Annotated in this window: 23 protein-coding genes, 2 pseudogenes and 2 other annotated features; of the genes and pseudogenes, 10 read left to right on the plus strand and 15 right to left on the minus strand. The window is 67.3% G+C overall.

Annotated features, from left to right (window positions below; genetic code table 11):
- Position 1: 1 nt before the first annotated feature.
- Both LXM90_RS30090 and LXM90_RS30095 read right to left on the minus strand, forming a co-directional pair.
- Positions 2-1,027 carry an extracellular solute-binding protein gene (locus LXM90_RS30090; protein ID WP_020095934.1) on the minus strand — a complete coding sequence of 342 codons (1,026 nt, stop codon included), beginning with the start codon at positions 1,025-1,027 and terminating at the stop codon, positions 2-4.
- A gap of 81 nt (positions 1,028-1,108) precedes the next feature.
- Positions 1,109-2,155, minus strand: coding sequence for an ABC transporter ATP-binding protein (locus LXM90_RS30095; RefSeq protein WP_234083206.1), 1,047 nt, complete (start codon positions 2,153-2,155; stop codon positions 1,109-1,111).
- Between the two features lie 612 nt (positions 2,156-2,767).
- On the opposite strand from LXM90_RS30095, the gene LXM90_RS30100 reads away from it, so the two are divergent.
- Positions 2,768-3,190 (plus strand): hypothetical protein, encoded by a 423-nt coding sequence (locus LXM90_RS30100; RefSeq protein ID WP_234083208.1) that lies wholly within the window; start codon positions 2,768-2,770, stop codon positions 3,188-3,190.
- A 56-nt stretch (positions 3,191-3,246) separates the two neighbouring features.
- Here the strand turns inward: LXM90_RS30100 and LXM90_RS30105 are convergent, their stop codons facing one another.
- The 4 genes from LXM90_RS30105 to LXM90_RS30120 all read right to left on the minus strand — a co-directional run bounded on the left by LXM90_RS30105 (position 3,247) and on the right by LXM90_RS30120 (position 4,458).
- Positions 3,247-3,465 carry a hypothetical protein gene (locus LXM90_RS30105; RefSeq protein WP_020095937.1) on the minus strand — a complete coding sequence of 73 codons (219 nt, stop codon included), beginning with the start codon at positions 3,463-3,465 and terminating at the stop codon, positions 3,247-3,249.
- Entirely contained in the window at positions 3,449-3,658 is a 210-nt protein-coding gene (locus tag LXM90_RS30110) for a hypothetical protein (RefSeq protein WP_020095938.1), read from the minus strand. Before LXM90_RS30110 ends, LXM90_RS30105 begins: the two co-directional genes overlap by 17 nt.
- 13 nt (positions 3,659-3,671) lie before the next feature.
- Positions 3,672-3,896 (minus strand): hypothetical protein, encoded by a 225-nt coding sequence (locus tag LXM90_RS30115; protein ID WP_020095939.1) that lies wholly within the window; start codon positions 3,894-3,896, stop codon positions 3,672-3,674.
- 241 nt (positions 3,897-4,137) lie between these two features.
- The gene (locus LXM90_RS30120) at positions 4,138-4,458 is read right to left on the minus strand and encodes a PsiF family protein (protein WP_026605361.1); all 321 of its coding nucleotides are present in this window, start codon (positions 4,456-4,458) and stop codon (positions 4,138-4,140) included.
- 170 nt (positions 4,459-4,628) lie between these two features.
- Here LXM90_RS30120 and LXM90_RS30125 point away from each other — a divergent pair, with 170 nt between their 5' ends.
- Both LXM90_RS30125 and LXM90_RS30130 read left to right on the plus strand, forming a co-directional pair.
- The gene (locus LXM90_RS30125; protein ID WP_234083210.1) at positions 4,629-6,110 is read left to right on the plus strand and encodes a carbohydrate porin; all 1,482 of its coding nucleotides are present in this window, start codon (positions 4,629-4,631) and stop codon (positions 6,108-6,110) included.
- Positions 6,111-6,312: 202 nt separating this feature from the next.
- Complete coding sequence (locus tag LXM90_RS30130; protein WP_020095942.1) at positions 6,313-6,618, plus strand: hypothetical protein; 306 nt, start codon at positions 6,313-6,315, stop codon at positions 6,616-6,618.
- 280 nt (positions 6,619-6,898) lie between these two features.
- Here the strand turns inward: LXM90_RS30130 and tnpC are convergent.
- A pseudogene (tnpC, locus tag LXM90_RS30135) lies at positions 6,899-7,888 on the minus strand (IS66 family transposase); the annotation flags it as partial.
- Positions 7,889-7,940: 52 nt separating this feature from the next.
- Between tnpC and LXM90_RS30140 the strand changes: the two are divergent.
- Positions 7,941-9,169 (plus strand): IS3 family transposase gene (locus tag LXM90_RS30140; RefSeq protein ID WP_091713013.1). Its coding sequence is split into 2 segments (ribosomal slippage): positions 7,941-8,229 and positions 8,229-9,169, totalling 1,230 coding nucleotides; the frame shifts between segments, so codons are not numbered across the junction.
- Positions 8,222-8,338 (plus strand) — a sequence feature (AL1L pseudoknot). Its footprint overlaps the gene before it by 117 nt.
- A gap of 39 nt (positions 9,170-9,208) precedes the next feature.
- A complete protein-coding gene (locus LXM90_RS30145) occupies positions 9,209-9,409 on the plus strand; it encodes a hypothetical protein (protein ID WP_020096519.1) in 201 nt (66 codons plus the stop codon).
- 496 nt (positions 9,410-9,905) lie between these two features.
- Here LXM90_RS30145 and LXM90_RS30150 read toward each other — a convergent pair whose 3' ends face one another.
- From LXM90_RS30150 to LXM90_RS30170, 5 genes are all read right to left on the minus strand, one after another.
- Positions 9,906-10,115, minus strand: a complete 210-nt coding sequence (locus LXM90_RS30150; protein ID WP_103986542.1) for a hypothetical protein — start codon at positions 10,113-10,115, stop codon at positions 9,906-9,908.
- A gap of 240 nt (positions 10,116-10,355) precedes the next feature.
- Positions 10,356-10,634: a hypothetical protein gene (locus tag LXM90_RS30155; protein WP_042675125.1), complete on the minus strand. Its 279-nt coding sequence runs from the start codon at positions 10,632-10,634 to the stop codon at positions 10,356-10,358.
- A gap of 325 nt (positions 10,635-10,959) precedes the next feature.
- Positions 10,960-11,685 carry a hypothetical protein gene (locus LXM90_RS30160; RefSeq protein WP_234083213.1) on the minus strand — a complete coding sequence of 242 codons (726 nt, stop codon included), beginning with the start codon at positions 11,683-11,685 and terminating at the stop codon, positions 10,960-10,962.
- Positions 11,686-11,858: 173 nt separating this feature from the next.
- Complete coding sequence (locus LXM90_RS30165; RefSeq protein ID WP_020096515.1) at positions 11,859-12,827, minus strand: alpha/beta fold hydrolase; 969 nt, start codon at positions 12,825-12,827, stop codon at positions 11,859-11,861.
- Between the two features lie 562 nt (positions 12,828-13,389).
- Positions 13,390-13,776, minus strand: coding sequence for a hypothetical protein (locus LXM90_RS30170; protein WP_146074101.1), 387 nt, complete (start codon positions 13,774-13,776; stop codon positions 13,390-13,392).
- Positions 13,777-13,913: 137 nt separating this feature from the next.
- On the opposite strand from LXM90_RS30170, the gene LXM90_RS30175 reads away from it, so the two are divergent.
- A complete protein-coding gene (locus LXM90_RS30175; protein ID WP_128083421.1) occupies positions 13,914-14,498 on the plus strand; it encodes a hypothetical protein in 585 nt (194 codons plus the stop codon).
- 356 nt (positions 14,499-14,854) lie between these two features.
- On the opposite strand, the gene LXM90_RS30180 is transcribed toward LXM90_RS30175, so the two are convergent.
- Positions 14,855-15,076 (minus strand): hypothetical protein, encoded by a 222-nt coding sequence (locus LXM90_RS30180; RefSeq protein WP_020096512.1) that lies wholly within the window; start codon positions 15,074-15,076, stop codon positions 14,855-14,857.
- Between the two features lie 79 nt (positions 15,077-15,155).
- A complete protein-coding gene (locus tag LXM90_RS30185) occupies positions 15,156-15,338 on the minus strand; it encodes a hypothetical protein (protein ID WP_020096511.1) in 183 nt (60 codons plus the stop codon).
- A gap of 513 nt (positions 15,339-15,851) precedes the next feature.
- Between LXM90_RS30185 and groES the strand changes: the two genes are divergently transcribed.
- The 4 genes and pseudogenes from groES to LXM90_RS30205 all read left to right on the plus strand — a co-directional run.
- On the plus strand, positions 15,852-16,139 hold the full coding sequence (gene groES, locus LXM90_RS30190) for a co-chaperone GroES (RefSeq protein WP_020096510.1): 288 nt from the start codon (positions 15,852-15,854) through the stop codon (positions 16,137-16,139).
- A gap of 98 nt (positions 16,140-16,237) precedes the next feature.
- Complete coding sequence (gene groL, locus LXM90_RS30195) at positions 16,238-17,881, plus strand: chaperonin GroEL (protein ID WP_205834022.1); 1,644 nt, start codon at positions 16,238-16,240, stop codon at positions 17,879-17,881.
- 244 nt (positions 17,882-18,125) lie between these two features.
- A complete protein-coding gene (locus tag LXM90_RS30200) occupies positions 18,126-18,938 on the plus strand; it encodes a transglutaminase-like domain-containing protein (protein ID WP_020095946.1) in 813 nt (270 codons plus the stop codon).
- Between the two features lie 189 nt (positions 18,939-19,127).
- Positions 19,128-19,439: pseudogene (locus LXM90_RS30205) on the plus strand (IS66 family transposase); the annotation flags it as partial.
- A 40-nt stretch (positions 19,440-19,479) separates the two neighbouring features.
- Here LXM90_RS30205 and LXM90_RS30210 read toward each other — a convergent pair.
- Positions 19,480-20,708, minus strand: a protein-coding gene (locus LXM90_RS30210) for an IS3 family transposase (protein WP_091713013.1) whose coding sequence is annotated in 2 segments (ribosomal slippage) — positions 19,480-20,420 and positions 20,420-20,708 — 1,230 coding nt in all. Because the reading frame shifts where the segments join, the coding sequence is not laid out codon by codon here.
- Positions 20,311-20,427, minus strand: a sequence feature (AL1L pseudoknot). It overlaps the preceding gene by 117 nt.
- Positions 20,709-20,838 lie beyond the last annotated feature (130 nt).

The raw sequence follows: 20,838 nt of genomic DNA on the forward strand, positions 1-20,838 counted from the left end.
CTCAGTTGTCGAAGCCGACCTTGTCGACGAGCAGGCTCGCCGCCTTGCGGTTGCGGGCGATCTCGACGAGCGGTGTCGGATCGACGCTCAGCGGACCGAGTTCCGCGAGCAGCGGCTCGATCGGGGCGCCGGCCTTCACCGGATACTCGTAGTCGACCTTGGCGTAGAGCGCCTGCGCGGCGTCGGAGACGAGGTACTCGAGGAGCTTGACCGCCTGGTCGCGGTTCGGCGCGTTCTTGGCGACGACCGCCCCCGACACGTTCACGTGCGTGCCCCCGCCCTCGAAGGTCGGCAGCACGACCTTGATGGCCGCGCCCCATTTCTGCTGGTCCGCCCCGCCGCGACCCGAGCGCATCAGTCCGACATAGTAGGAATTGCCGAGGCCCACCTCGCAGAGGTCGGCCGCGATGTCGCGGGCCACGTCCCGGTCGCCGCCCGTCGCCTTGCGGGCGAGGTTGTCCTTCACGCCCCGCAGCCACGCCTCCGTCTTCTCCGCGCCGTGGCGGACGAGGAAGGCGGCGATCAGGGCGGTGTTGTAGGGATGCTGGCCCGAGCGCAGGCACACCTTGCCCTTCCAGCGCGGGTCGGCGAGCGATTCGTAGGTCGCGGCCGCGAGATCGTTCAGGCCCGTGTCGGCGTAGAGCACGCGCGCGCGCATCGAGAGGGCGAACCAGCGCCCGTCGGCGCCGCGCAGGGGCGCCGGCACGGCCGCTTCGAGCACGGGCGAGCGCACCGGCTGGGTCAGGTCGCGGTCGACGAGTTCGATCAGGTTGCCGATATCGACCGTCATGAGGACGTCGGCGGACGAGCGCGCGCCCTCCGCGGCGACCCGCTCGGCCAGCCCCTTCTCCACGAAGACCGTGTTCACGGTGACGCCGCTCTGCGCCGTGTAGGCGTCGAGCAGCGGCCGGATCAGGCCCGGCTCGCGGGTGGTGTAGAGGTTGACCTCGGCCGCGTAGGCCGGTCCGCCGAAGCAGAGAGACAGGCACAAGCTCGCCCAGGCTCCGGTTCTGCAGACGTCCAACATGATAAACCCCGTTCGTCGAGCGACGAGCCGGTGCTATAGAGTAAGAGTGCGCCCTGCAAGGCGGATTTATTTAGATGTATTCTAATTACAATCTGACAACACTTGGACTCCGTCCGGCAGCGGGAAGACGTGGGCGCGCCCGGGCAGCAGCTCGATGCCGACCTGCTCGCCCGGGACTTCCTCCGGCGGGAGGTCGAGGCGCAGCGGCGCGCCGAGGCCCGCGACCGCGATGTCCAGGCGCAGACGCGGCCCCGCGAAGGCCCGGCCCAGGATCCTGGCCGGCACCCCGGCACCCGCCGGCCCGAGGCGGATCGCCTCGGGGCGCAGGCAGACCTTGACCGCGCCCTCCGGCACGGCGTCGGGCCGGGGCAGCGTGCCGAGGGGTGTCGCGACGTGGCCGTCGACGGCGCGGCCCGGAATCTCGATGATCTCGCCGAGCGCCCGGGCGGCGAACGGCGTCGCCGGCGCGGCGTACAGCGCCTCGGCGCTGCCGCTCTGGACGATCCGACCCCGGTGCATCAGGACGATGCGGTCCGCGCAGGCGACCGCCTCGGCCGCATCGTGCGTGACGAGGATCGCGCCGATGCCGTCCCGCCGCAGGACCGCCAGGGTGTCGGCGCGGACACGCTCGCGGGTGCCGGCATCGAGGTTCGAGAACGGCTCGTCGAGGAGCAGCACCCGCGGACGCGGGGCCAGCGCCCTGGCGAGCGCCACCCGCTGCGCCTCTCCGCCCGACAGCGTGCCCGGATAGCTGTCGGCGCGGTGTGCCAGCCCGACCTGATCGAGGCGCTCGCGGGCGATGTCCCGCGCGTCCGCGCCGCGGAGATGGGCGAGGCCGAAGCGGACATTGGCCAGCACGGTGAGGTGGGGAAACAGCGCGTAGTCCTGGAACATCAGGCCCACGCCGCGGCTCGCGGGCGGCGCGTTGCGGCCGCGCCCGGCGACGCGGCGATCGCCGAAGGCGATCTCGCCCGCGTCCGGCGCGTCCAGGCCGGCGATGAGCCGCAGCAGCGTGCTCTTCCCGCAGCCGGAGGCGCCGAGCACCGCCAGGATCTCGCCCGGACCGAGCGTCAGCGACACGTTGTCCAGCGCCAGCGTCCGGCCGTAGCGTCGGCTCACGCCCGACACCGCGAGTTGCCCCGCGGCGGGACCTGAACCGGCGCCGGGCGACGCGTCGGTCGGAGAAGTCTTGCGGCGTCGAAACACGGGCAGGAGATCCGGCGGGCGACGGGCCCTCGATCGAGAACGGGTGGAGTCACCGTTCTCATCCGGCCGTCCGGCACGGCGCGGGCCGCCGGGCGGTGCGGCTCCAGGGTGTCGTTGGTTGGGCCGCCCCGGTACCTGACGCCCGGCTGTCTCGGCCCCGGTCTCCGGCGCCGCGGGGCTGGGGGCGTAAGAAGGCTTACCGGTGGGTCGTGCCCGGAAGTCCTGCCCGCGAGACTTGCCGCGGGGGCGTGTCCTCCCGGCTGCGCGGCCACACCGTATCGGTCGGCTCTGCACGCGACACGGCGGACGGTGCACGGCGCAATCGGTCATCGGCGCGCCGGGAGCCGCTCTTGCTGAAGGACAGCGTTGTCCGGTCGATCGCGGCTCGGTGCCGACAGGTCAGGCGCGCGGAAATCCCGCGCTGTCGCGACATGTTCGCGCTCTGCATTCGTCAAATCAATCGAATTTGAAAGGTCATGGCAGCACTATTGAATTGGTTCGCTGCCATACTCCTCGCGTGCGGTGGGGGACATCATGCGCGCGTGGCTGGTGGCAGGTGTGGCGTTCTCTACACTTGTGGGTAGCATCGACACCGTCGAGGCGCGCGGGCGCGGGCGTCTGTTCTTCGGGCGGTCGTCGACGGCGCAGCGACCCGCGTCGCCTCCGTCTGTCGCCGCGACCGACACGGCCCCGAGCGGCCGTGCCGGCTACCGTCCCATCATCGCGATCGCGCCGGCCCCCATCGCTGCGGCCGTTCCTGCGGCGGCCGCGGCAGCGGTGGCGAACACGCCGGCCGAAGCGCGCGAGCCGGAGCTTCGGCCACAGCCCACCCTCCTCCGCCCGCCGCCCGAAACGCCGCGTGTCCAAGCGGTGCGCGCCGTCGCCCCGAGTTGCGAGACCGGGAGGCGCGTCGGCGGCGTCGACAGGGCGGAAGCCGGCTTCTGCCTGATCAACTAGGTGTTTGATCCCGCCGGTCGATCCCTCAGCGGTCCAACTCCGGGTCTGGCCGGGGATTACTGCGCGCGTCCCGGCCCGTCTCTCAAGCCGAGCCGCAGAGCCCGCGCGAACAGGTCGCTGAGCGTGATCCAGTCAGCACCGTCGATCCGCCAGCGCGCGCAGTCGTCATCCGGCTCGACCGTGTACCCGCGGCACCGAAGCACGGCGACCGCGTCGAGCACCGGGTCATCCCCTTCGCCCAGGTGGGCATCCTCTCGGTCATGGGCGTGGGTCAAGGCTGACGCTCATCACATCCGCGAGTTGAAAGAGGAGGTCGCCCACGACACCGATCGGCAGCAGGACGCAGAACTCACTGTCGTCGGGCGACCGCAATCGGATCGCCAGTGTGCCGCCGCCGTCGATGACCTCGACCGAGCGCACCGCCGCAGCGCCCAGCACGTAGGGGACCGCGCTGTCCGAGACCGTCATCCTCGGAGGCCGATCACGCGATTTCCATCTCGAGCGCAACGTCGGCCAGATAGGCCGCGATGCGCGCGCTCGCCCGGGTGTCCGACGCTTCGATGATGAGGCCGGCGCCGCCGGGCAGGACGTCGTAGCGCCGGAGAACGGATTCGGCCTTGAGCGCCGCCTCGCGCTCCGAGGTCGCGCGCAGGACGCGCCGATCGCCCTCGATGCGGATCAGGATGCGGAAGGGAGCGCGCTTCATGCTGGGACCGCCTCGGCCATCTGACCCGCGCCGTCGCGGCTCGATGGGTCAGTTACGGCGAGGCTGGCAAAACCGTTCCGCGACGGAGCGGGGGGAGAGTGAGGGGGACGTCGACCGCTTCGTGGAAGCCCGAGTGACGTTCAGGACGCCCGAGATCGGTCGGTATCTCGAACGGCATCCGTTTCACGCAGCCCTGACATTGGTCAGAAGCCGAACAGGGACGCGGTATGGGCGCAGGCGACTAACCTCTGAGGCACGTGCTCATGAACGCCTTGCGCTCGGCGCCCTTGAGGCTCTTGGCCGAGGCATCCGCATTGCAGCTCTTCATCTTCATCTGCTGCGGCGTCAGCTCCTTGGCCGGCGCGGCGCTCTTTCCCGCGAGGCAATCTGCCATGAAGCTCTTGCGGGCGGCGCCCGACAGCCGTTGCGTCCCAGCATCCACGTTGCAGGATTTCATCCGATCCCGCTGCGCGGTCTGAGCCGCCGAGGGTGCGGGGGCCTGCGCTCGGACGGACACCGTGCAGGCGAAGACGAGGGCCGAGGCGAGAGCGAGCGTACGCACGGTGGAGGACCTCCGGTGATGCGGAGAACCCTAGCGACCTGCGGTTGTACGAGCCAGCGTCAGTGCCGCGTCTGTCCCATCAATTCGCGGCGATGTCTCGCCACCGCCGTCGTCGAATGGTCACGAGGCTATGCCTTCGTTCGCCGAGCCCGATGTCTCCAGAGGTCCTGGTGCGCTCTGTCATCTGCGCCCTCGCTGGCATCACGCTCGTTCTCATCGCGCCGGTCGGCCGTGCCTTGGCCGAACCGGCCGCGGATCCGCTGGCGACGGCCGCGCGGGTCGCCGCGGAGGGCCTCGCCATCGGTTCACCCTCCGGCGCAGGCGGCGATCCGCAGACCTCGGTCGCTCAGCCCGTGTTCTCGGCCGGTCGCGCGGCGGAGGTCACGACCTCGTTCCAGCCCCTCCTCGGGGCCGCCGGCGATCCCGGCGGGTACCGCGCCTTCCTGGAGAGCCGCGGGATCACCTTCGGCCTGATCAGTGTGGCCGAGACCTACCGCAACCTGCGCGGCGGCCTGCGGCGGGGCTCCACGGGCCTGACGCTGCTCGATCTCGACGTCGATGTCGATCTCGACACGCTCGCCGGGTGGAAGGGGGCGACGGCCCACGCCACCGTCTACCAGATCCAGGGCAGCGGAGCCTCCCGCAGCCGCGTCGGCAACCTCATGACGATCAGCGAGATCGAGGCCCTGCCGGCTTCGCGGCTCTCGGAGCTGTGGCTGGAGCAGAGCCTGTTCGACGACAGGCTGTCCGTCCGTGTCGGCCAGCTCTCCGCCGACACCGAGTACATGGTGAGCCAGACCAGCATCCTGTTCACCAACGGTACCTTCGGCTGGCCGGAGATCTTCGCCGCGAACATGGTGGACGGAGGGCCGGCCTATCCGCTCTCGGCGCCGACCGTCCGCCTGAAGTACGTCCCGACGCCCGATCTCTCGTTCCAGGCGAGCGTGATCGACGGCACACCCGGCGGCGGCCGTCCCCGCTCGGGCGTAGACCCGCAGCGCCGCAATCCGAACGGTATCCGCTTCCCCGTCTCCGACCCCCCGCTCGTCATCGCCGAGGTCGCCTACGCCTACAACACCCGTCCGAGTTCCGAAGGCCGGCCGGGCACCGTCACGCTGGGCGGCTGGCACCGCTTCGGCCGCGTCGATGCCCTCACGCCGGATCCGGTGAGTGGCCTCGATCGGAGGGTTTCGGGCAATTCGGGCCTCTACGGGCTCATCGACCAGACGATCTACCAGGAGCCGGACGATCCCAACGACGGCGCCAGCGTCTTCCTGCGTGCGTCCGTCTCGCCGGGGGACCGCAATCTCGTGGACCTCTACATCGACGGCGGCATCGCCTATCGCGGCCTGATCCCCGGACGGTCGGACGACACGCTGGGCCTCGCCGTCGGCATCACCCGCATCTCCCCGGCGGCACGCCGGCTCGATGTGATCGCCGCGCTCCAGAGCACGACACCCGCACCGCGCCGGAGCGCCGAGATCTTGCTCGAAGCGACCTATCAGGCCGTGCTCGCGCCCGGCATCGCCCTGCAGCCGACCGTGCAGTACGTCGCCCATCCGGGTGGCGGGATCGCCAATCCGCGCGATCCTGACGGCAAGCGGGTGCGCGGCGCCGCGGTGTTCGGCCTGCGTGCCATCACCCGCTACTGAGGTGAACGCGGCCCGCTTGCGTGCCCCCGCGCGCGCCGAGCGCGTTCCGGTCTCGGGAGGAGCGCGGCGCGTCGGCGCGACCTCACGTCCGCGGGTGCGGCGCGTCGCGCGCGGGAAGCCGCCTGTGTGGCCGCGGTATCGGAACGCCCCGTCGGCTGACGGGTTTGTGAGCCGGCAGAAGGGGTCAGGTGAAGGTAGCGGTATGGCATCGATCCGGGAGATCGCGGACACGCTGAGGAAGATCGCCGCGCCGGGCATGAAGCCGAAGGCGATCCGTTCCGCCATCCGTGAGCGGCATCCGGAGGCGAGCAAGAAGGAGATCGTCCGCGCCGCGTTCTACGCCGTGACAGAAGGGGCGACCGCCGCTGAGGGTGCGACCGCGGAGCTTCACGACTTCGCGCTGGCTGAGCGCATCGCCGAGGACAACGCGGACGTGGTCTTGAAAGCGAGCAAGCGCAAGAGGAAGAAGCGTTCGTCGGACGCATCGGACCGATCGCTGGCGCACTGAGCAGGGCGCGCATCGTCCGGTTGCTGCACGCTGGAGATCCGCTTCCGGGAGACGTGCCGATACGCTCTGACGGCAGGGTCGGGTCGGTGGGAGGCCGTCCGCCTTTGCAGCGGTCGCGCTCCACAGCGGCCACTCCGCTCTCGGCCATATTTCGTCACGCTGGATCGACGTCGCGCGCAGAACCGGACATTCGACTTGGCGCCCAAGTCGGTCATTCATTCTGTTTGAAGAACGGCCGGTAAGCAGACATTTCAATTACCAAGGTCTGTGATGGCTGGGTTCAGGCACCGACGGTTTTGAGGATGGTTGCGAAGCGACGGGCGCCGGTCAGGCGCGCTGTGTCGACGACGGTGCGGATGGCGGTCTCGCCCTCGGCCGCTCACATGGCCCGGTCACCGTTGGTCACCTTCCGTTGCACGACGGCTGGACGAAGCAGCCGCTCCGAACTGTTGTCGGTCGGCCCGACCTTTCCGGGATAGGCGAGAAACACCAGGAGCTGATCGCGGGCGCGGCTGATCGTGGCCTGCAGCTCGCGGGTCAGGTCATAGCGGCTCGGCGTGGCCAAGATGGCACCGAATTGCCGATCCAGGCTCCGGCGCTGGGCTGAAAGCGTCGAGGCGGCGAGATCCACGACGTGTTCGGCCAGGGCGAACACGTCTCCCAGCCAGAGTTGCAGGCGCCAGGGTACGGGGTCATCGCTGACCTCGACAACGTAGGCGATGTCGAGGGCCAGATGCGCCAGGTGGGTCTGGTGTTCATCCGCGTGGCCTTGTTGGGCGGTATAGCGGTCCGAGTCCACACTGTGGGCCGGTGCCCCTCCATCATCTCCCGCACTACGACGGCGCCGCAAGTCGGCGAAGTCGTGTGCACCACGGCCGCAGCTGAGTGGAACAGCCAGTGGTAAGCGTTCGCGCCTTCGATCCGCACGCCGGTCTCGTCGCAGGCGATGACCTCGGCCCGGCGCCGGGGGCGCGATGGCCGCGTCACAACCGGACAGGAAGCAGCCCTGCGCGCGGCGGAGCAGGTTCATCAACCCGCCCTGGCTGAGGGTGAGGCCGAACAGGTCGGAAAGCGCCGCCTACAGCCGTTCGTACGAGAGCGCCTGTAAGGTCCTCAGGTACGTCGCCACCGCATGCAGCCGCGGACCGAACGGGGTGCCGCGAGCTGCTTCGGCCGATGGCGCGATCACGCGCGTCCCGCAGCTCGGACAACAAACGGCAAAGTGCTGGCGCTGCGTCACGATCGGTGCCACCGCGGGCAGCTCGATCTGCTTGAATCGCCCCGGGATTTTCGGAGGCTCCAACTCTTGAGAGACTGGAGCCATGACGAAGCATACCCCACCCTTTTCCCCTGAGGTTCGCGAGCGGGCAGTCCGGCTGGCCCGGGAGCATGAGAGCGAGCACGGTTCGCAATGGGCCGCGATCCAGTCGATCGCGGCCAAAATCGGTTGCTCTGGCGAAACGCTGCGCAAGTGGGTCCGTCAGGCCGAGCGCGACCGGGGCGTGCGGGCCGGACCGACGACGGATGAGCGCGAGCGGATCAAGGCGCTGGAGCGGGAGAACCGCGAGCTCCGGCAGGCCAACGAGATCCTCAGGAAGGCGAGCGCGTATTTTGCCCAGGCGGAGCTCGACCGCCGGTTCCGGTCATGATCGCCTTCATCGACGATCATCGTGCGCTCTACGGGGTCGAGCCGATCTGCAAGGTTCTGCCGATCGCCCCGTCGACGTACCACGCCCATGCCGCGCGACGAGCCGATCCCGGGAGGCTGTCGGCTCGAGCCAAGCGGGACGCGGCACTCATGGTCGAGATCCGGCGCGTGTACGAGGCAAACTTCCGGGTCTACGGCGTGCGCAAGGTCTGGCGGCAGCTCGCCCGCGAAGGGATCATTGTGGCGCGCTGCACGGTGGTCCGGCTGATGCGAACGATGGGCTTGGCTGGCGTCGTCCGGGGGCGGAGGGTTCGCACCACCGTTCCCGATCCGGCGGCGGCCTGCCCGCTCGACCGGGTCAATCGACAGTTCAGGGCCGAATGCCCGAACCGGCTATGGGTGGCGGATTTTACCTACATCGCCACCTGGGGCGGCTTCGTCTATGCGGCCTTCGTGATCGACGTCTTCGCCCGCCGGATCGTGGGCTGGCGTGTGTCGCGCTCGGCCCGGGCCGACTTCGTGCTCGATGCCTTGGAGCAGGCCCTGCACGAGCGCCGCCCCTTCGCCGGCAGCGGCCTCGTCTGTCACTCGGATCGCGGATCGCAATATGTGAGCATCCGCTACACCGAGCGCTTGGCCGAGGCGGGCGTCGAACCCTCCGTCGGCAGTGTTGGCGACTCGTACGATAACGCTCTCGCCGAGACGGTGATCGGCCTGTTCAAGGCGGAGGTCATCCATCGACGCGGGCCGTGGCGGTCCTTTGAGGCGGTCGAGTACGCCACGCTGGAATGGGTGGACTGGTTCAACCACCGTCGGCTGCTCGAACCAATCGGCCACATCCCTCCCGCCGAGGCGGAGGCACGCTATTATGCCCAGGCCGAGGTCCAAGCCTTGGCCGCCTGAGCCAAACCAAACGGCCTCCGGAAAACCCGGGGCGATTCAGTGACACAGCCCGATGACGCGGAACTCTCCGGGCAACTGGTCCTCTTCTACGCGGCGATAACCACCTCCGAGGACGAGGCGCTCGCCATCGTGCGCCGTGCCGTCAAGGCGGACGCAGCGGTCGAGCCGACGGGGGGCCGCTTGTCTCAGCAAACGGCCAGCGCACTTGTTCTGGAAGCGGGCCTCGCGCGGGCCCTCTGACACACGCAGGCAAACGCGAGTCCAACGACGGGGCTGGATGCCGCGGTAATCCCGCTCGGGAGCGGTCGCCGATTAATGCGAGGTCCCGCCCTGAGGACTTATCCGCGATCGGGGCCGATTCCATGGCCGAACTGGACCTTCGGAAAGCGCGCGGCGTTGTGCCAACAGGCGGCAAGCTGCGGCTTCGAAGAGGTCCGCACCGCAGCGGACGTCACCCCTCCGCCGGTCCTGCCATCTCGCGGGTCCGCTCAACCATCGCGAGCAGCACCGTGCGGAAGGCCTGCTGCTCCCGCGAGCACGCGCCCGCGTCATCACCACGCCCGAGTTCGACGCGCAGTCCGTCGAGTGCCTTCTCCCGTCGTTCCGCACCGTCCGCGGGCAGGTAACCTGCAGCGGGGCCTCCTGGGCGGCGGCAAGGTCGTCCCGGTCCGCCCGACCGACCGACCAGCGCGAGGTTCGTTCAAGCACCCCTCGTTTTCGGTCATGCATCAAGCCATCAGTGACCGCGCGGGAGTGGCGTCCGGGGCATCAGACCCTCGACGCGCAGCCTCAACCGGGTGGCGCGGATTGCCTCCACGGTCCGCCAAGGAACATCCCTGGCTATGCCCTCGGTCTCGAGCTCCGTGAGCTGATCAATCAACTGTCCCTGCTCCTGAAGGCCGGGGTGCTGCGACATGCGGACGATCATCCCGATCAGCTTCCGCATCACTGGGCACATCAGCGGGCGAACGAACTCTACCATACCGTGCAGCCATGGTGGTCGGACATCGCCTTAGCCTCGACCGCTGGTCTTCATGGCAGCCGAGACCGTACCCTTGTTCGAGGGCGCCGCCGCGTTGGTCTTGGGCACGGGCTTCTTTGGCTTCTTGGTCTCGCGATTCCCGCGTTTCTTGTCCGTTGCCATGATCCCGCTCCTCGATACGCGTGGCAGATTCGATAACGACCTTCACCCCTCCGACTTCGGCTGGTCCGCCAGCGCCCGGATTGCGGTCGCGATCGGGAAGTCGAACGCGCCGAGCACGGTGACGAGGCGGCTGCCGGCCCAGAGTTCGGCATGGTGCCCGGCGATCAATCCCTTTGCCTGCCGCTTGGCGTCCCCGTCGTCGCGGGCCGTGATGATCGAGGTCGCGACCACGCCACCGCTCGGAGCGAGCCGATGAACCTGATAGGCGCGGCGCGCGTGCCTCGAGCGGGGCTTTGCGGGGAACTTGATGAGGTCTGCCATGCGCGCCTGTCCGTTGCAGGCGGGGGCATGAACCCTCAGCCACCGGAGCCTGGAACAGCCGATCCGGTGATCTCGGCACTCTGCGCCTTTCCGATCGACAAAGATAGTCCTGACGGGGACGCGTGTTCCCGCATCCTGCCAAGATCTCGGTAACGCCGCGAGCATGGGAAGCATCTGTCACAACCGCTTGAACGGCGGAGCCGGCGCGAGGCACTGAATGTTCGCGCGTGAACAGCTCTTGAGACCCGTCAAGCGACGGGAATGTTCGCGAAGCGATGATTGACGATGGCCGGAAGCAGCTAATCCGAGGCGTACCATTCCGACATTAATCTTGAGCCGGAGCCGCCTCCCCCCATTCCCGGTCCTGCTCCGCGAGCAAGGCGGCACGACGGGCCGCGAGCGTCTCCGGTTCCGCCGCCGGAGCGTCCAAGGGCGCCTGGAGAGGGAGAGAAGCGATCGGCCTGTCCCCTTCCAGGACGCGGGCGATGGTCGTGATGATGCGATCAACATCGCTAGACATCACGATGCCCGTGCCGATGAGTTCGAGGCGTGAACGGCCGGCCAAATCCGCGCAGGACCCTCCGGCGAAGCCGAGCGCTGCGATGTCGTCGGCGTGCAGAGGCAGGCGTTCGACCAGCATGTGCCGCAGCCGTCCGAGCCTTCGCTCGCCGGTAGCCTCGGCCGTGTGCATGTCGCGGGCGCCCGGCACCCAGCGCGCCAGCTCGGCGAGGATGAAGGTCCGAACGCGTTCGACGCGGACCGGGCCGAACTTTCTGATGCTGGCGATCGCGTCCGGTGAGCTCTCGGCCAGAAGGCCGAGATCCCGGTACCCGGCCTTGCGCAGACGGGCCCGCAGGGAGGCCGTCAGGAAACCGCGGCCCAATCCCGACGCTGAGAGCAGCTGAAGCGCGTCAGGCGGCAGGTCCTCGAACAGCGGGAGCCTCGCGCTGATTTCGCCGAAGAGGCTATCGGACCGGGTTGTGCGACGTGATCGGCCGGGCATCGCCGTCGCCGATAGGGCTACTTCCAGCGCCCCGCAACGCTCAGCCATCGCGCGCCGTCACGGTGCCGGCTTGCCCACCACCGTGTGACGACGAACGAGCGAGGCCCGACCCAAGAGCCGCCGGTCCGCCTCGGAGCGACAAAGCGGAGGCGCGGCTTTCCACTCCGTTGACCACGCTTTAAACGGGCGCGTGCGAGGCCGGGATCCGAACCGGCCGCTCCTCAGGCGGCGACGCGAACCCGCTCCGAAGCCTGGCCGATGGCGGCGATGACCGCGTCCGGCGCCAGATGCTGGATCATGTGGCCCAGGCCGGGCACGACGATGAGGTGACTGTCCGGCAGTTCGCCGTGCAGGCGCTTCGACTGCCGATCGACATCGGCGATCTGATCGGCTCCGCCCACGATGATCACCACCGGGAGCCTCAGGTCGCGGTAGTGCTTCTGAAGCTCGGCCGCCGCCGGCGTCATCAAAGCGGCGTCCTCTGCTGACGCCCGCAGCTGGATCGGCCGCAGCATCATGGCCTTCGGGAACCCTCGGTCGAAACGCTCCGTGACCGCGGCCGGCGCGAACATGGCCTTGAGCAGGGCGGGCTGCAGGATCCGGCCGATCACGGGCGAGATCGAGTGGCGCATCAGGTCCCCGATGCCGGGGAGCGCCACCGGGGACGCGAGCACCACATCGGCGTGCAGCGTCGGGTAATAGTACCCGGACGCCAGGACGAGGCTGCGCACGAGCTGCGGGGCCTGTAGCGCGAGGGCGACCGCGACCAAAGCCCCCCAGGAGTGTCCGAGGACGACGGCTTGGGCAACGCCGAGCTGCTGAAGCGCCTTCTGGAACAGCGTCGCGTGAGCGCGCGGCGTCCAGAGCCCGCGCGGGCGGTCGCTGTAGCCGTAACCGGGTCGGTCGAAGATGATGACGCGGTGGCGCTCAGCCAGATCGTCGACGATGCCGCTGGCGAGAAAGTCCTGGATCATCATGCCGTTGCCGTGGATCAGCACCAGCGGCTCGCCGGCCCCCCGCTCGACGTAGTGCAGGCGCACGCCATCCACGATGAGGAACGCGCCGATCGGTGGCGTCCGTCGCTCGGCCTGCTTTGCCTGGGCGGCCGCATAGAGGGCGGACGCTCCCAGCGCGGTCGCGGAGCCGAGCAGGGTCGGAAGCAGCCACGCTGTTCTTGAACGGCCTGTCATGGGATTGATCCTGTTCACTGGAATGGGGCGTGCCTTCCGATTGCCGAGGGACGGCGAGTCCCCTTCCCGCCAACGGGAGGAGGCGCCGGTCCGCCGTTTCCGGCGCGGCAAGCGGACGGTGTCGGCAGGATGACGTTGGCAGGGCGCTCGGTCGGCGCCGCCAGACGGCACGCGGGACGCATGGGTCTCGGCGCGGCTCCGGTCGGTCTCGCTTGAACAGGCCGAAGGCTCTTACATGCCCGGCGGAGCGATGACCCGGTTGGAGGCACTGCCGTTGCGGTGGCGGCGCCTATCGCGCGGCCTGCCAACGCACCGTCATCCGACGAAGGGCTAAATCGCCATTCGTCTCCGAAGCGCCCTCCGAATCGAAGGATCGGGCCGACTGGCGTACGATCACATCGTCCCGCGTGATCGACCAGTCGAACCGGCCGGGCTCCTTCGCCGATGGCATGACCTGTAACTTGTGGGGATTGGGTCTGAAAACGATCATCTGATCTGTTCAATGCTCCGATAAGAACCGTTTCTTGATCTTCCAGGACCGAGATTGTCGGTCCTTTGGCAGTCACGCCGACGGCGCCTGACTTGTTTCAGTCGCGGAGGCGGACGCATGCTTCCATGCCTCGACGCTGGCTGCCGTGCTCGCCAGTTGCGACGCCAAGTATTGCAGCGCTTCCGTGCAACGACCGTCCTCGCGGCGCACATCGGCAGCGCGAGCCCGATCGTCGCTCGCCGCGACAAGCGAGTCTGCAACGAGCGTCAGTCGTTCGGCGACGCGCCGCATCGATTGCGGCCCGGTGAAGCTGGTCCGCGCATCAGTGGCGACGGCCTGAATCAGACTTCCGAGATCAGGCTCGAGAACCATCTCCCAGTGCTGGGCATAGTTTGACGCCATCATCTGGCACTTGGTGAACCAGCTGAACTCCAAGCCTGTAAGTCTGGGTTGAGCCATAACGCACTCCTTGCTGAAGGGGCTGAATTCACGCGCATGGAGACAGCCGAAAGCCGCTGTCCTGCCGAAGCGCCGGCAGATGACGTCACCGTTTGCTCAGGTGGCCCCGCCGACTGGCGACGTTGAGACGCTCCATCATGTCGAGGGTCGTCCCCGAGGTTCGGCATGCCGGGAACTCAGCGCATCACCTGCTGACTGACGTCAGCACGCGACAGGACCCGCGTCCGTCCGACGACACAGTCGCGCGTCGCGGCGATCGCACGCAGGATGCGGCGATCTTCATAAGATGGTGTGTCGAAAATATTTTACTAGATCCAATAAATATAAATCTGGCGATTCATCGCAAATTGCAAATTTGTCCGGGAAAACACGAAACAGGCGCCGATATGAACGAAATAACTTTCTGGGCGTTTTCAGTACGCAAGCTTCCGTTGCTGCCGTCAAGGAAATCCGCCATGCTCAATCAGAAACGTTTTGGACGCAAAATATCGATTCCCTCGACGATGGAGATCAAGCGCGATCTGATGGACATGGCGCATGCGGACACGATCGTGAAGTCCTTGAAGAGTCGTGGCCTGACCAGGGACGAATTCGAGGACGTGGTTTCGGGCCTGGCCGCTGATGGTCTGCTTTCGCTGGAGCGATCTCAGGTATTGACCCTCAACTTCGAGCGCACAGACCCCCAAAGCCCAAGTCTCGTGGATAATCGTGACGCTCGATAATCTGAGAAAGCGACAGCGAAGTGGCTTGGAGATGCGTGCCGCGGATGGCTCTGTCGGCGAACGCTTCGGCAGACCGTGGCGCAGTCTCGTGAGCTGACGCTTGTCGCCAGCCCCCTCGGGAAGTGTCGGCGGGCGGTGCCGTGCAGGCCACGTTGTTGCCGAGGGCTCGAATAAGGGTGCGATCGCGGGCAGCATGACCGCCCAAGGCAACGGCACGTGACACGCATCGTGAGGATTGGTCCTGTGCCATTGTCGGGGCCCCAGCCGCCGACCTGCCGTTGTGCACGGACGAGACGCGCTTGGCCGAGGGGCGGAGGGATGAACGCGGCATCGGCATATCTGCCGGCTCGGCTTGATCAGGCCAGGATGACCTCGATTAAATGGCGGTTCGCCCAGATGGACGTGATGGTCCGGTCGATCTCCCGCAGAAGCAGTTCCGCGGCGGCTCGGGTCTCCGGGCTATTGAGCGGGCCGGCGACGATCCGTGCCTGCTGGGCCCGGCGCAGCTCGGCCGCGGCGAGGTCCTGTTCCGCCTGTGCAAGGATGTCCCGGAGGTAGGCGTCGGGCAGTGTCGGCATGGTGGCAGCCTCCCGTCCATGACATGGATCCCGCCGCGCGACCCGGTCACGGGCAACGCGGCTTCGACGAGCCCGCAGGTCAGACGGTGAAGATCTGCAGGAGGACTCCGAGGCTTCCCAACGCCGCAGTGCTGATCCCACAGACGAGGACGATATCCCCGCTCGCTATGTGCTTCGACACCGGTGCAAACCGGTAGGCTGCCGACGTCAGCGCGATGCCGAGCAACGCAATCGCCAGAGCGACGGCCATCAGAATTGTCATGACAATGATCCTTGTCCGCCAGCGGCGGGACTGACCATCGCGCGGAAAAGTGTAACGCGTGAAAGAGACGAAATATCCGTCTGCCACCGGCCAGATTTTCGATTGTCAAAATTCTTGGCGATTTCAGGCGAGACAGCTGCTTTTCACAATGGAATCGTCGCTGGTCGGCGGAGCTGTGACCTGACTGATCGTCATGCCATTCTCCAACACAGTCCTGCTTGAGCGGCCCGATCAGGGCGGACGATCGCGCAGGTTGATCCGCGCGGCGCGGAGATCGGTCGATCGAAGGAGGCGGTTCGAATCCGCTGTCCCCCGCTGAAGGGGCCGTTTGGGCGTTTTGCCCCGGCTTCCGGATGAGCGGGACCCGCCGTCCCATTATAAGATTAGCACTTCCATGCGGCGAGTGCTAATAATGGGTCGATCGGGCGGCGATGACAGTCTCGCCGTTATCTGTCCCGCGACAGCGCCAGTCATGTCGGTTGGATCTCGCTTGGGAACGATCAGGATCTCACGATGAAATTCCGTCCGCTGCACGACCGCGTGGTGCTCCGTCGCATCGAAGGCGAGGAGAAGACCAAAGGGGGCATCATCATCCCCGATACGGTCAAGGAGAAGCCGCAGGAGGGCGAGGTCGTCGCCGCGGGACCGGGCGTGCGCGACGAGGCCGGCCAGATCATCGCGCTTGAAGTGAAGGCCGGCGACCGCGTCCTGTTCGGCAAGTGGTCCGGCACCGAGGTCAAGATCGACGGTCAGGACCTCCTGATCATGAAGGAATCCGACATCCTGGGCATCGTCGCCTAGCCCGGCTCGGGCGGCGCGGAGCGTCGTGACGATCTGCCCTTCGAGGCGCCCGCTGGGGTGCGCCTCGGGGCCAAACGACAGATGATGAGGGTCCTGCCATGTCCGCCAAAGACGTCCGCTTTTCGGTCGATGCTCGCGATAAGATGCTGCGCGGGGTCGAGCTTCTCGCCAACGCGGTGAAGGTGACGCTCGGCCCGAAAGGCCGCAACGTCGTGATCGAGAAGAGTTTCGGCGCCCCCCGCATCACCAAGGACGGTGTGACGGTCGCCAAGGAGATCGAGCTCGTCGACAAGTTCGAGAACATGGGCGCCCAGATGGTGCGCGAAGTGGCCTCGAAGTCGAGCGACGCTGCCGGTGACGGCACCACCACCGCGACCGTGCTGGCCGCCTCCATCGTCCGGGAGGGCGTGAAGTACGTCGCCGCCGGCATGAACCCGATGGACCTGAAGCGCGGAATCGATCTGGCGGTGGCCGCGGTCGTGAAGGATATCGGTTCACGCGCCCGCAAGGTCGCCTCGTCCGACGAGGTCGCCCAGGTCGGCACGATCTCCGCCAACGGCGACAAGGAGATCGGCGAGATGATCGCCCACGCCATGCAGAAGGTGGGCAACGAGGGCGTGATCACGGTCGAGGAGGCCAAGACGGCCGAGACCGAGCTCGACGTCGTCGAGGGCATGCAGTTCGACCGCGGCTACCTCTCCCCGTACTTCATCACGAACGCGGAGAAGATGGTCGCCGAGCTCGAGGACCCCTACATCCTCATCCACGAGAAGAAGCTCTCGTCGCTCCAGGCCATGCTGCCGGTGCTCGAGGCCGTCGTTCAGACCGGCAAGCCGCTCCTGATCATCGCCGAGGACATCGAGGGCGAGGCTCTGGCCACCCTCGTCGTCAACAAGCTCCGCGGCGGCCTCAAGGTCGCGGCCGTCAAGGCGCCGGGCTTCGGCGACCGCCGCAAGGCGATGCTCGAGGACATCGCGATCCTGACCAAGGGTCAGATGATCGCCGAGGATCTCGGCATCAAGCTCGAGAACGTGACGCTCCCCATGCTCGGCCGCGCCAAGCGCGTGCGGATCGAGAAGGAGAACACCACGATCATCGACGGCGTCGGCGAGAAGTCCGACATCGAGGGCCGGATCAGCCAGATCAAGGCGCAGATCGAGGAGACCACCTCGGACTACGACCGTGAGAAGCTGCAGGAGCGCCTGGCCAAGCTCGCGGGCGGCGTCGCGGTGATCCGCGTCGGCGGCGCGACCGAGGTCGAGGTGAAGGAGAAGAAGGACCGCGTCGACGACGCGCTGAACGCCACCCGCGCGGCGGTCGAGGAAGGCATCGTCCCCGGCGGCGGCACCGCGCTGCTGCGCGCCACGGCGGCTGTTCAGGCGCTCTCGAGCGACAACCCCGACGTCCAGGCCGGCATCAAGATCGTGCTGAAGGCGCTCGAGGCGCCGCTGCGCCAGATCGCCCAGAACTCGGGCGTCGAGGGCTCGATCGTGGTCGGCAAGATCCTGGCCGATGCGTCTTCGACCTTCGGCTTCGACGCCCAGACCGAAGCGTATGTCGACATGCTTCAGGCCGGCATCGTCGATCCGGCCAAGGTGGTCCGTGCGGCGATCCAGGGGGCGGCTTCGGTGGCCGGCCTTCTGGTGACCACCGAGGCGATGATCGCCGAGGCCCCGCGGAAGGAGGCTCCCCCGATGCCGAGCGGTGGTGGAATGGGCGGCATGGGCGGCATGGACTTCTGAGCTACCAAACCAGTTCCGGTGATGCCCGACGAGCCGGACGCCGGCTCGTCGGGGGCACGTCACGCGGGCCGGGATGCACGGACTGGCCCCGTTCCGGTCCTGCGGAAGCGCCCGACCGGAGAGCTCCCAAACATCGGCGCCGTGTCATCGCGATCGAGACCCGCGTCTCGCGCCGTGAGGCGGCCCGGGACGCGGGAGGCCGCGGCGGCGGCCGATCCCGAAGTCGCTCCTGAGGGCAACGCACATGCGCATTCTCGTCGGCGGCAAGATGACCTACGAGTTCCTGCAGCCCACCCCCATCATCGCGACGCTTAACGTCCACGCATCGCGCTTCTCGGATCTCGAACGACCCGACTACTTGATCACGAGCCCCGCTGTACCGGTCCAGGGCTATCGCGATAGTTTCGGGAACTGGTGCAGCCGCATGGTTGCCCCGGCTGGCCGCTTCACGCTGCGGACCGACACGATCGTGCGGGACCCCGGCGGCGGCGACCCGGCGGCCTTCGACGCTCGGGAGACCGCAATCGAGGAGTTGCCGTCGGATACGGTGCTGTTCCTCCTCGGCAGTCGGTACTGTGAGACCGATCGTCTGTCATCGATCGCCTGGGATCTGTTCGGCCACCTGCCACCGGGCTGGGAGCGTGTGCAGGCGATCTGCGACTACGTCCATGATCGAATTACCTTCGGATACGAGCATGCGCGAGCCACGCGGACGGCCTTCGATGCATTCGAGGAGCAGCGGGGCGTCTGCCGTGATTATGCGCATCTGGCGATTGCGTTCTGCCGGTGTCTCAACATCCCGGCACGCTACTGCAACGGCTATGTCAGCGACATCGGTCTGCCGCTGCCCCATGCGCCCGGCGATTTTGCTGCCTGGATGGAGGTTTTTCTCGGCGGGCGCTGGCACACGTTTGATCCGCGCAACAACAGCTCACGCATCGGTCGGATTCTGATCGCCTATGGTCGAGACGCCGCGGACGTCCCGTTGACGCTGACTTTTGGACCCAACGAACTCGTCGCGTTCCATGTGACGACGGAAGAAGCGCCTCCAATATAGTCGCAGATTTCTGAACGCGGCATTGGCTGCTGGAAGTCGTCGGCCGTTTGACTACGAAAGCTATCAAATCCTATCTGAGATACCGCAAATACGTGTCGTATCCTTGACGCAGATCGATAAATGCAGCGTTAGTGACTGGCAATTGCCCAGGCCCTTGCGTGGGACGGATTTTGCTGACTTCTTCGTGAGATGGGCCGCAGCGAACTGGAATGGCTGAGCCGCGAGGAACTGATCGATCCTTCGACAGACTCAGGATAAGGTGGTGCTGTGGCTGCAGCAACCGGACAAGACCTCGCGCACCTCATCCAAGCCGCCCGTGACGGATCGCAAGGAGCAGCGCGCGCACTCCAAGCCCAGCGGGGCAAGCCCCCTCACGAGGGTCACAGCCGGGTGCTGAGCGATGATCCCGATACAATCGTCCCGCGTCGTTCCCAGGCGTGTGCGTGCTGCGGCGCCAGCCTGCATGCCGCTCTTCCGGCAGAGGTCATCAGCGTCGCCGAGCTGAATCGCCCCGGGTTTTCCGGAGGCCGTTTGGTTTGGCTCAGGCGGCCAAGGCTTGGACCTCGGCCTGGGCATAATAGCGTGCCTCCGCCTCGGCGGGAGGGATGTGGCCGATTGGTTCGAGCAGCCGACGGTGGTTGAACCAGTCCACCCATTCCAGCGTGGCGTACTCGACCGCCTCAAAGGACCGCCACGGCCCGCGTCGATGGATGACCTCCGCCTTGAACAGGCCGATCACCGTCTCGGCGAGAGCGTTATCGTACGAGTCGCCAACACTGCCGACGGAGGGTTCGACGCCCGCCTCGGCCAAGCGCTCGGTGTAGCGGATGCTCACATATTGCGATCCGCGATCCGAGTGACAGACGAGGCCGCTGCCGGCGAAGGGGCGGCGCTCGTGCAGGGCCTGCTCCAAGGCATCGAGCACGAAGTCGGCCCGGGCCGAGCGCGACACACGCCAGCCCACGATCCGGCGGGCGAAGACGTCGATCACGAAGGCCGCATAGACGAAGCCGCCCCAGGTGGCGATGTAGGTAAAATCCGCCACCCATAGCCGGTTCGGGCATTCGGCCCTGAACTGTCGATTGACCCGGTCGAGCGGGCAGGCCGCCGCCGGATCGGGAACGGTGGTGCGAACCCTCCGCCCCCGGACGACGCCAGCCAAGCCCATCGTTCGCATCAGCCGGACCACCGTGCAGCGCGCCACAATGATCCCTTCGCGGGCGAGCTGCCGCCAGACCTTGCGCACGCCGTAGACCCGGAAGTTTGCCTCGTACACGCGCCGGATCTCGACCATGAGTGCCGCGTCCCGCTTGGCTCGAGCCGACAGCCTCCCGGGATCGGCTCGTCGCGCGGCATGGGCGTGGTACGTCGACGGGGCGATCGGCAGAACCTTGCAGATCGGCTCGACCCCGTAGAGCGCACGATGATCGTCGATGAAGGCGATCATGACCGGAACCGGCGGTCGAGCTCCGCCTGGGCAAAATACGCGCTCGCCTTCCTGAGGATCTCGTTGGCCTGCCGGAGCTCGCGGTTCTCCCGCTCCAGCGCCTTGATCCGCTCGCGCTCATCCGTCGTCGGTCCGGCCCGCACGCCCCGGTCGCGCTCGGCCTGACGGACCCACTTGCGCAGCGTTTCGCCAGAGCAACCGATTTTGGCCGCGATCGACTGGATCGCGGCCCATTGCGAACCGTGCTCGCTCTCATGCTCCCGGGCCAGCCGGACTGCCCGCTCGCGAACCTCAGGGGAAAAGGGTGGGGTATGCTTCGTCATGGCTCCAGTCTCTCAAGAGTTGGAGCCTCCGAAAATCCCGGGGCGATTCAATCCCAAGCTGGCGGACGTGCTGTCCAATCTTGAACTTGTGAGACATTGAGCTTCTCCGTCGTTTAGTGCCGTGTCGACA

The sequence above is a fragment of the Methylobacterium oryzae genome, assembly GCF_021398735.1.
In the GTDB taxonomy this organism is placed as follows: Bacteria; Pseudomonadota; Alphaproteobacteria; order Rhizobiales; family Beijerinckiaceae; genus Methylobacterium.